Here is a 10,748-nt window from a genome sequence, read left to right on the forward strand (position 1 = left end):
CTCAAAACTGACTGTAAAGTCACGTTTGAGATATTTGCTCTTTAACAATCCGGAACAAGCTGAAAATTGAAACAGACATGCTGCTGTATTCCTCCGTAATAAGGAATGCGCGGTGTGTCAGAGTCTCTCAAACTCGCAGCACGAAGACTTCTTCGGGTTGTGAGGTTAAGCGAACAAGCGTACACGGTGGATGCCCTGGCAGTCAGAGGCGATGAAGGACGTGCTAATCTGCGAAAAGCGCCGGTAAGGTGATATGAACCGTTATAACCGGCGATGTCCGAATGGGGAAACCCGGTGCACTTCGGTGCATCATCGTTAGCTGAATACATAGGCTAACGAAGCGAACCGGGGGAACTGAAACATCTAAGTACCCCGAGGAAAAGAAATCAACCGAGATTCCCCCAGTAGCGGCGAGCGAACGGGGAACAGCCCAGAGCCTGAATCAGCTTGTGTGTCAGTGGAACGGTCTGGAAAGGCCGGCGATACAGGGTGACAGCCCCGTACACGAAGGCACACAGGCTGTGAGCTCGATGAGTAGGGCGGGACACGTGATATCCTGTCTGAAGATGGGGGGACCATCCTCCAAGGCTAAATACTCCTGACTGACCGATAGTGAACCAGTACCGTGAGGGAAAGGCGAAAAGAACCCCGGCGAGGGGAGTGAAACAGAACCTGAAACCGTGTACGTACAAGCAGTGGGAGCCTTCGTAAGAGGGTGACTGCGTACCTTTTGTATAATGGGTCAGCGACTTATATTCTGTAGCAAGGTTAACCGTATAGGGGAGCCGAAGGGAAACCGAGTCTTAATTGGGCGTTAAGTTGCAGGGTATAGACCCGAAACCCGGTGATCTAGCCATGGGCAGGTTGAAGGTTGGGTAACACTAACTGGAGGACCGAACCGACTAATGTTGAAAAATTAGCGGATGACCTGTGGCTGGGGGTGAAAGGCCAATCAAACCGGGAGATAGCTGGTTCTCCCCGAAAGCTATTTAGGTAGCGCCTCGTGAACTCATCTCCGGGGGTAGAGCACTGTTTCGGCTAGGGGGCCATCCCGGCTTACCAACCCGATGCAAACTGCGAATACCGGAGAATGTTATCACGGGAGACACACGGCGGGTGCTAACGTCCGTCGTGAAGAGGGAAACAACCCAGACCGCCAGCTAAGGTCCCAAAGTCATGGTTAAGTGGGAAACGATGTGGGAAGGCCCAGACAGCCAGGATGTTGGCTTAGAAGCAGCCATCATTTAAAGAAAGCGTAATAGCTCACTGGTCGAGTCGGCCTGCGCGGAAGATGTAACGGGGCTAAACCATGCACCGAAGCTGCGGCAGCGACACTATGTGTTGTTGGGTAGGGGAGCGTTCTGTAAGCCTGCGAAGGTGTGCTGTAAGGCATGCTGGAGGTATCAGAAGTGCGAATGCTGACATAAGTAACGATAAAGCGGGTGAAAAGCCCGCTCGCCGGAAGACCAAGGGTTCCTGTCCAACGTTAATCGGGGCAGGGTGAGTCGACCCCTAAGGCGAGGCCGAAAGGCGTAGTCGATGGGAAACAGGTTAATATTCCTGTACTTGGTGTTACTGCGAAGGGGGGACGGAGAAGGCTATGTCAGCCGGGCGACGGTCGTCCCGGTTTAAGCGTGTAGGCTGACCTTCCAGGCAAATCCGGAAGGTTAAGGCTGAGGCGTGATGACGAGGCACCACGGTGCTGAAGTGACAAATGCCCTGCTTCCAGGAAAAGCCTCTAAGCATCAGGTAACATCAAATCGTACCCCAAACCGACACAGGTGGTCAGGTAGAGAATACCAAGGCGCTTGAGAGAACTCGGGTGAAGGAACTAGGCAAAATGGTGCCGTAACTTCGGGAGAAGGCACGCTGACATGTAGGTGAAGCCCCTGCGGGTGGAGCTGAAGTCAGTCGAAGATACCAGCTGGCTGCAACTGTTTATTAAAAACACAGCACTGTGCAAACACGAAAGTGGACGTATACGGTGTGACGCCTGCCCGGTGCCGGAAGGTTAATTGATGGGGTTATCGCAAGAGAAGCTCCTGATCGAAGCCCCGGTAAACGGCGGCCGTAACTATAACGGTCCTAAGGTAGCGAAATTCCTTGTCGGGTAAGTTCCGACCTGCACGAATGGCGTAATGATGGCCAGGCTGTCTCCACCCGAGACTCAGTGAAATTGAACTCGCTGTGAAGATGCAGTGTACCCGCGGCAAGACGGAAAGACCCCGTGAACCTTTACTACAGCTTGACACTGAACATTGAGCCTTGATGTGTAGGATAGGTGGGAGGCTTTGAAGCGTGGACGCCAGTCTGCGTGGAGCCAACCTTGAAATACCACCCTTTAATGTTTGATGTTCTAACCTGGCGCCGTGATCCGGCGTGGGGACAGTGTCTGGTGGGTAGTTTGACTGGGGCGGTCTCCTCCCAAAGTGTAACGGAGGAGCACGAAGGTCAGCTAATCCTGGTCGGACATCAGGAGGTTAGTGCAATGGCATAAGCTGGCTTGACTGCGAGAGTGACGGCTCGAGCAGGTGCGAAAGCAGGTCATAGTGATCCGGTGGTTCTGTATGGAAGGGCCATCGCTCAACGGATAAAAGGTACTCCGGGGATAACAGGCTGATACCGCCCAAGAGTTCATATCGACGGCGGTGTTTGGCACCTCGATGTCGGCTCATCACATCCTGGGGCTGAAGTAGGTCCCAAGGGTATGGCTGTTCGCCATTTAAAGTGGTACGCGAGCTGGGTTTAGAACGTCGTGAGACAGTTCGGTCCCTATCTGCCGTGGGCGCTGGAGAATTGAGGGGGGCTGCTCCCAGTACGAGAGGACCGGAGTGGACGCATCACTGGTGTTCGGGTTGTCATGCCAATGGCACTGCCCGGTAGCTAAATGCGGAAGAGATAAGTGCTGAAAGCATCTAAGCACGAAACTTGCCCCGAGATGAGTTCTCCCTGAGACTGTAAGTCTCCTGAAGGAACGTTGAAGACGACGACGTTGATAGGCCGGGTGTGTAAGCGCAGCGATGCGTTGAGCTAACCGGTACTAATGAACCGTGAGGCTTAACCTTACAACGCCAAAGAAGTCTGGCGTGTTGAAAGAGATATTCAGCTTGTGACGGATAAACGTTCATGGCGAAAGCGGTGAACGGACAGAATTTGCCTGGCGGCTGTAGCGCGGTGGTCCCACCTGACCCCATGCCGAACTCAGAAGTGAAACGCCGTAGCGCCGATGGTAGTGTGGGGCCTCCCCATGCGAGAGTAGGGAACTGCCAGGCATCAAATAAACGGAAAAGCCTCATGCGAAAGCATGAGGCTTTTTTGTATGCCGCATCAGTGATGCTGAACGCTTCTGAGCAGAATAAACGGCTGGAAGCAGATTTCCATATCGCTCCAGAACGTTCAGAGAATAGCTGGTAGGGCGTTCTCCTCGACCAAATACCTGCGAAAATAACCCGCTTTTTTTCTGTTGCATTTCAAAAATCTCCCCGAACTCCCATTCATTACGCCCAGCCCTCTTCCCCGTGAAACATTTTCACCTTTCATACTCCTGCTCGACATTCTCGCCATTCTTGGTTATTGTTGGCTGTCTGGATGTCTAAACGTATAAACGTATGTTGTGAGGAAAAGGTTATGCCGATTCGGGTACCTGATGAGTTACCAGCCGTCAATTTTCTGCGTCAGGAAAATGTCTTCGTGATGACAACATCACGTGCCAGCGTTCAGGAGATCCGCCCGCTTAAGGTGCTGATCCTGAATCTGATGCCCAAGAAAATCGAAACGGAAAATCAGTTCCTGCGGCTGCTTTCCAACTCACCTTTGCAGGTGGATATCCGCCTGCTGCGTATCGACAGCCGGGAATCGCGCAACACGCCTGCGGAGCATCTCAACAACTTCTACTGTAATTTCGAAGATATCTGCGACGAAAACTACGATGGTCTGATTGTGACCGGTGCGCCGCTGGGCCTCGTTGAGTTTAATGATGTCGCCTACTGGCCGCAGATCCAGCAGGTGCTGGAGTGGGCGAAAGAGCATGTGACCTCCACGCTTTTCGTCTGTTGGGCCGTACAGGCGGCTTTGAATATCCTCTACGGTATCCCCAAGCAGACGCGGCAGGAGAAAATTTCCGGCGTTTACGAGCATCACATCACGCAGCCGCATGCGCTGCTGACCAAAGGGTTTGACGATACTTTCCTGGCGCCGCATTCACGCTATGCCGATTTCCCGGCGGCACTCATTCGTGACTATACCGATCTCGATATTCTTGCTGAATCGGAAGAGGGCGACGCCTACCTGTTCGCCAGTAAAGACAAGCGCATCGCGTTCGTCACTGGCCATCCGGAATATGACGCCCTGACCCTTGCGGGCGAATACTTTCGCGACGTTGAAGCGGGGCTGGCACCGCGCGTGCCGTATAACTATTTCCCGAATGACGATCCGACCAAAACGCCGCGCGCCACCTGGCGCAGCCACGGCAACCTGCTTTTCACCAACTGGCTCAACTACTACGTGTATCAGATCACGCCATACGATCTGCGCCATATGAACCCCACGCTCGAGTAATCTCCCGCGCACGCGATCCTTAAGCGTTTCAGCACTCTTGATAAGGCACCTTCGGGTGTCTTTTTTTTGTTTTTGAAAATCACTTCATTCAATAAAGATACTTTATTCCTTTTGTAATCAGTTAATTAGAACTAATTGATTATTAAAATGGAAATTGTTTTTGATTTTAGAAAAAGAATGAGTAGTCTTAATGATGCTGTACGAAATCTGCACGCAAGAGATCGCGTACGCCTGCTATGGGGAATCTTTTGGATCAAAACCGAGGAGCGCTGTTATGAATCAACAGGCAATGACCGCAGAACTGGCCTTCAGCCAGCCTTTTGGCGAGCAGGAAAGGCAGATCCTGACGCCGGAAGCCGTCGACTTTCTTACTGAACTGGTGGCGCGTTTCACGCCGCAACGTAACGATCTGCTTGCCGTACGTCAGCAGGTGCAGAAAGAGATCGATGGCGGAAAGCTACCTGATTTTATTTCGGAAACGGCTTCCATTAGAAATGGCGACTGGAAAATTCGCGGTATTCCTGACGATCTTCGTGACCGCCGCGTCGAAATCACCGGCCCGGTCGAGCGCAAAATGGTCATCAATGCGCTCAATGCTAACGTCAAAGTCTTTATGGCGGACTTTGAAGATTCCCTGGCCCCTGCCTGGAACAAAGTCATCGAAGGGCAGATCAACCTGCGCGATGCGATAAAGGGCACGATCACCTGGACCAATGAAGCAGGTAAAATTTATCAGCTCAGGCCGAATCCTGCGGTACTGATCTGCCGCGTGCGCGGCCTGCATCTGCCTGAAAAACATGTCACCTGGCGCGATGAACCCGTGCCTGGCAGCCTGTTCGATTTCGCGCTCTACTTCTTCCACAACTATAAAAATCTGCTGGCCAAAGGCAGCGGCCCCTATTTCTATCTGCCGAAAACGCAATCCTGGCAGGAGGCGGCCTGGTGGAGCGACGTCTTCAGCTATGCCGAAGATCGCTTTAACCTGCCGCGCGGCACCATCAAGGCCACGCTGCTTATCGAAACGCTGCCTGCCGTGTTCCAGATGGACGAGATCCTGCACGCGCTGCGTGACCATATCGTTGGCCTCAACTGCGGGCGCTGGGATTACATCTTCAGCTACATCAAAACCCTTAAAAATCATCCTGACCGAGTCCTGCCGGACAGACAATCCGTCACTATGGATAAGCCTTTCCTGAACGCTTATTCGCGGCTGCTCATTAAAACCTGTCATCGCCGCGGCGCGTTCGCGATGGGCGGTATGGCCGCGTTCATCCCGAGCAAAGATACCGAGCGCAACAACTGGGTGCTTAACAAAGTGAAGGCGGATAAAGAGCTGGAAGCCGCGAACGGTCACGACGGCACCTGGATTGCTCACCCCGGTCTTGGCGATACGGTCATGGCGGTTTTTGACGCTGCGCTTGGCGAGCATAAAAACCAGCTGCATGTATTGCGTGAAGACGACGCGCCCATCACCGCCGCGCAGCTGCTTGAGCCATGCCCCGGCGAGCGTACGGAAGAAGGGATGCGCGCCAATATTCGCGTGGCGGTGCAATACATCGAAGCGTGGATTTCAGGCAATGGCTGCGTACCGATTTACGGCCTGATGGAAGATGCCGCGACGGCGGAAATTTCACGCACCTCCATCTGGCAGTGGATACACCATCAGAAAACGCTCAGCAACGGCAGCAAAGTCACCAAAGATCTGTTCCGCCAGATGCTGGCCGAAGAGATGCGCGTCATTCAGGAGGAGCTTGGTGAGCAGCGCTACAGCCACGGCCGTTTTGACGAGGCCGCACGCCTGATGGAGCAAATCACCACGTCTGATGAACTCATCGACTTCCTGACGCTGCCGGGCTATCGCCTGCTGGCCTGACCCTACACCACCACAACAACACGGAGCATCTGCCATGACAACAACACGTACCCAACAGATTCAGCAGTTAGAGCAGGAATGGACAAACCCGCGCTGGGAGGGCATTCGCCGCCCCTATAGCGCGCAGGATGTGGTGAAATTACGCGGTTCGGTCAATCCGGAATGCACGCTGGCGCAGCTTGGTTCGGCAAGAATGTGGCGTCTGCTGCATGGCGAGTCGAAAAAGGGCTACGTCAACAGCCTGGGCGCGCTGACCGGCGGGCAGGCGTTGCAGCAGGCGAAAGCGGGGATCGAGGCCATTTATCTCTCCGGCTGGCAGGTCGCGGCAGACGCCAACCTTGCCGCCAGCATGTATCCGGACCAGTCGCTCTATCCGGCGAACTCCGTGCCCGCGGTAGTTGAGCGGATCAACAACACCTTTCGTCGCGCCGATCAGATCCAGTGGGCTGCGGGCATTGAGCCTGGCGATCCGCGCTATGTCGACTATTTTCTGCCGATCGTGGCGGATGCCGAGGCGGGCTTCGGCGGCGTGCTGAATGCCTTTGAGCTGATGAAAGCGATGATTGAGGCTGGCGCTGCGGCGGTGCACTTTGAAGATCAGCTCGCCTCGGTGAAAAAGTGCGGTCATATGGGCGGCAAAGTGCTGGTGCCCACGCAGGAAGCTATCCAGAAGCTGGTTGCGGCCCGGCTCGCGGCCGACGTTATGGGCGTTCCGACGCTGCTGATTGCGCGCACCGACGCCGATGCGGCGGATCTCATCACCTCCGACTGCGATCCGTATGACAGCGAATTTATTACCGGCGAGCGTACCAGCGAAGGCTTCTTCCGCACCCGCGCGGGCGTTGAGCAGGCGATCAGCCGCGGGCTTGCCTATGCGCCGTACGCGGATCTAGTGTGGTGCGAAACCTCCACGCCGGATCTCGACCAGGCAAGACGTTTCGCCGAAGCTATCCACGCCCGTTTCCCCGGCAAGCTGCTGGCGTATAACTGCTCGCCGTCGTTCAACTGGAAGAAAAAGCTTGATGACAAAACCATCGCGTCTTTCCAGGAGGAGCTGTCGGCGATGGGGTACAAATACCAGTTCATCACGCTCGCGGGTATTCACAGCATGTGGTTCAACATGTTCGATCTCGCGCACGCCTACGCGCAGGGCGAAGGGATGCGGCATTACGTCGAGAAAGTGCAGCAGCCAGAATTCGCCGCGGGCAAAGAGGGCTACACCTTTGTATCGCACCAGCAGGAGGTAGGCACCGGTTACTTTGATAATGTCACGACCATTATCCAGGGCGGCGTGTCATCCGTGACGGCGTTAACCGGCTCGACCGAAGAAGCGCAGTTCTGACGCTGCTTTAAGCGCAGCGCATCCACCGGTTGCCAGCGGCGGGTGCGCGTCGCTTACCCGCCCTACAACCGCTTTGATCCTGTCCAGGGTGGATAAGCGTAGCGCATCCACCGTTTGCCAGCGGCGGGTGTGCGTCGCTTACCCGCCCTGCAACCGCTTTGATCCTGTGTAGGGTGGATAAGCGTAGCGCATCCACCGATCGTAAGCTGTGGGCGCGTAACTTCTCTGCCATCCCTTTTATTTTCACACACGGAGCCTGCCTATGCCGCCGCGTGGACTGGAGCTACTCATCGCTCAAACCATCCTGCAGGGGTTTGACGCACAATATGGTCGTTTTCTGGAAATTACCGCGGGCGCGCAGCACCGCTTCGAGCAGGCCGACTGGCACGCCGTCCAGCAGGCGATGAAAAGCCGCATCCACCTCTACGATCACCATGTCGGGCTGGTGGTGGAGCAGCTACGCTGCATTATGGAAGGCAAGGCTACCGACCCTGATTTTCTGCTGCGCGTGAAGCGCCACTACACCGACTTGCTTCCCGATTATCCGCGCTTCGAAATTGCTGAAAGCTTTTTCAATTCCGTGTATTGCAGGCTGTACGACCACCGCTCGCTGACGCCGGACAGGCTGTTTATATTCAGCTCCCAGCCCGAGCGACGGTTTCGCACCATGCCGCGGCCGCTCGCGAAAAATTTTTTCCCGGAGCAGGGCTGGCAGCCGCTTCTGACCACCTTGCTCACCGATCTCCCGTTGCGCCTGCCGTGGCAGGATCTGGCGCGCGACGTTCGCTACATCATCGCGCACCTGAATGAAACGGTTGGCCCGGCGCGCCTCGCGCAGGCGCATCTGGAGGTGGCGAACGAACTCTTCTACCGCAATAAAGCCGCCTGGCTGGTGGGCAAGCTGCGCCTGCCTGACGCCACATTGCCTTTTCTGCTGCCTGTCCACCGCAGCGACGACGGCGAACTGTTTGTCGACACCTGCCTCACCGGCAGCGCCGGCGCGAGCATCGTTTTCGGCTTCGCCCGCTCTTACTTCATGGTGTACGCGCCGCTGCCCGCCGCGCTTGTCGAATGGCTGCGCGAGATCCTGCCGGGCAAAACCACGGCCGAACTCTATATGGCGATTGGCTGCCAGAAACACGCCAAAACCGAAAGCTACCGCGAATATCTCCACTACCTGCGTCACGCCGACGAGCAGTTTATCGAGGCGCCAGGCATTCGCGGCATGGTGATGCTGGTGTTTACGCTGCCAGGGTTTGATCGCGTCTTTAAAGTCATTAAAGACCGCTTCGCCCCGCAAAAAGAGATGAGCGAAGCGCACGTGCGCGCCTGCTACCAGCTGGTCAAAGAGCACGACCGCGTCGGGCGCATGGCGGATACTCAGGAGTTTGAAAACTTCGTCATTGAAAAACGCCGTATCAGCCCGGAACTGATGGCGCTGCTGCAACAGGAAGTCGGGCAGAAGCTCACCGACATGGGCGATAAAATCTCCATCAGCCATCTCTATATTGAGCGCCGGATGGTGCCGCTCAATATCTGGCTGGAGCAGGCGACGGGCCAGCAACTGCGCGATGCCATCGAAGAGTATGGTAATGCCATCCGCCAGCTCGCCGCCGCCAACATCTTTCCCGGCGACATGCTGTTTAAAAACTTCGGCGTCACGCGCCACGGGCGGGTCGTGTTCTACGATTACGACGAGATCTGCTACATGACCGAAGTAAACTTTCGCGATATCCCGCCGCCGCGCTACCCGGAGGACGAGCTCAGCGCCGAGCCCTGGTACAGCGTGGCGCCCGGCGACGTCTTCCCGGAGGAGTTTCGCCACTGGCTCTGCGCCGACCCGAAAATCGGCCCGCTGTTTGAGGAGATGCACAGCGATTTGTTCAGCGCCAGCTACTGGCGCGCGCTACAGACGCGCATTCGTGAAGGGTATGTGGAAGATGTGTACGCGTACCGCCGCCGCCAGCGCTTTTGCGTACGCTGGAAAAACCACAACGGCCACCCGGAGGCAGCCGTTTCGGCGATTGCGCCCTCTGCGGTGGGCGAGGGCTAAAGCGAAGGCGTCAGCAGGAGAACCTCTGACGCCCGCAAGCCATTTAACGAACGCCGCCGAAAGCCTGCGTCACTTCTTTCGCCGCGCGGATCACCATCGCGCCTAACTCCGTCACGCGATCGTCGGTCATGCGCGAAATCGGGCCGGAGATAGAGATCGCGGCGAACGCCTCGTGATGCTCGTCGTAAATACAGGCAGCCACGCAGCGCAGGCCAAGCGCGTGCTCTTCATCATCAAACGAATAGCCGCGTTTGCGCGTCTGGGCGAGATCGTCTTTCAGGTGCGCAGGTGCCACCAGCGTCGCGTGCGTATAGGCTTTCAGCCCCTGACGGTGCAGCAGCGCGGACACATCCTCATCGCTTAACTGCGACAAAAACGCTTTACCGGCGCCGGAGGCGTGCATCGGCAGCTTGCCGCCAATTGGCGCGGACATACGCATCAGTTGGGTACACTGTACCTGGTCGATAATAATCGCCTGATGGTCACTTTTATCCAGCACCGCCAGGTTGACGGTTTCGCCGGATTCTTCCATCAGTTTGCGCAGAATCGGGTGCACAATCGCCAGCAGGTTGCGGCTTTGCAGAAAACTGCTGCCGATAATAAAGGCGTGCGCGCCGATGGCCCAGTGGCCTAAATCGCCGACCTGGCGCACAAAGCCCAGCTGCTGCATGGTTGTCAACAGGCGGTGGGTGGTGGAATTCGGCAATCCGGCCTGCTGCGCCAGCTCCGTCAGCGCCACGCTACCCTGTGATTCAGCTATCCACTCCAGCAGTTTCAGGCCGCGCGTGAGCGACTGCACCTGACCCGTCGCCTGCGGGGCGGCGGCAGCGGCGGCGTTGCGGGGCTTTTTGCCGCGTTTAGCGGGTACGGTAGCGACCATAACGGCCTCCTTTTCTGTATCGTGGAAATCATTTTCGTTTTAT

5 protein-coding genes and 2 rRNA genes are annotated in these 10,748 nt (G+C 56.1%); 6 read left to right on the forward strand and 1 reads right to left on the reverse strand.

The genetic code is table 11. The features are described from left to right. Positions 1-163 precede the first annotated feature (163 nt). The 6 genes from AFK66_RS01210 (at position 164) to aceK (ending at position 9,825) form a co-directional block, all read left to right on the forward strand. A 23S ribosomal RNA gene (locus tag AFK66_RS01210) occupies positions 164-3,065 on the forward strand. Between the two features lie 91 nt (positions 3,066-3,156). Then, positions 3,157-3,272: ribosomal RNA gene (rrf, locus tag AFK66_RS01215) — 5S ribosomal RNA — on the forward strand. A gap of 355 nt (positions 3,273-3,627) precedes the next feature. Beyond that, a complete protein-coding gene (gene metA / locus AFK66_RS01220) occupies positions 3,628-4,557 on the forward strand; it encodes a homoserine O-acetyltransferase MetA (protein ID WP_007778636.1) in 930 nt (309 codons plus the stop codon). A 274-nt stretch (positions 4,558-4,831) separates the two neighbouring features. Beyond that, entirely contained in the window at positions 4,832-6,430 is a 1,599-nt protein-coding gene (gene aceB, locus AFK66_RS01225) for a malate synthase A (RefSeq protein WP_023897883.1), read from the forward strand. A 34-nt stretch (positions 6,431-6,464) separates the two neighbouring features. Next, on the forward strand, positions 6,465-7,772 hold the full coding sequence (aceA, locus tag AFK66_RS01230; protein WP_007778632.1) for an isocitrate lyase: 1,308 nt from the start codon (positions 6,465-6,467) through the stop codon (positions 7,770-7,772). 262 nt (positions 7,773-8,034) lie between these two features. After that, a complete protein-coding gene (gene aceK, locus AFK66_RS01235; RefSeq protein WP_023897884.1) occupies positions 8,035-9,825 on the forward strand; it encodes a bifunctional isocitrate dehydrogenase kinase/phosphatase in 1,791 nt (596 codons plus the stop codon). A 43-nt stretch (positions 9,826-9,868) separates the two neighbouring features. On the opposite strand, the gene iclR is transcribed toward aceK, so the two are convergent. Further along, the gene (gene iclR, locus AFK66_RS01240) at positions 9,869-10,705 is read right to left on the reverse strand and encodes a glyoxylate bypass operon transcriptional repressor IclR (protein WP_004387513.1); all 837 of its coding nucleotides are present in this window, start codon (positions 10,703-10,705) and stop codon (positions 9,869-9,871) included. Between the last annotated feature and the right edge of the window lie 43 nt (positions 10,706-10,748).

This window comes from Cronobacter malonaticus LMG 23826 (assembly GCF_001277215.2).
GTDB lineage: Bacteria > Pseudomonadota > Gammaproteobacteria > Enterobacterales > Enterobacteriaceae > Cronobacter > Cronobacter malonaticus.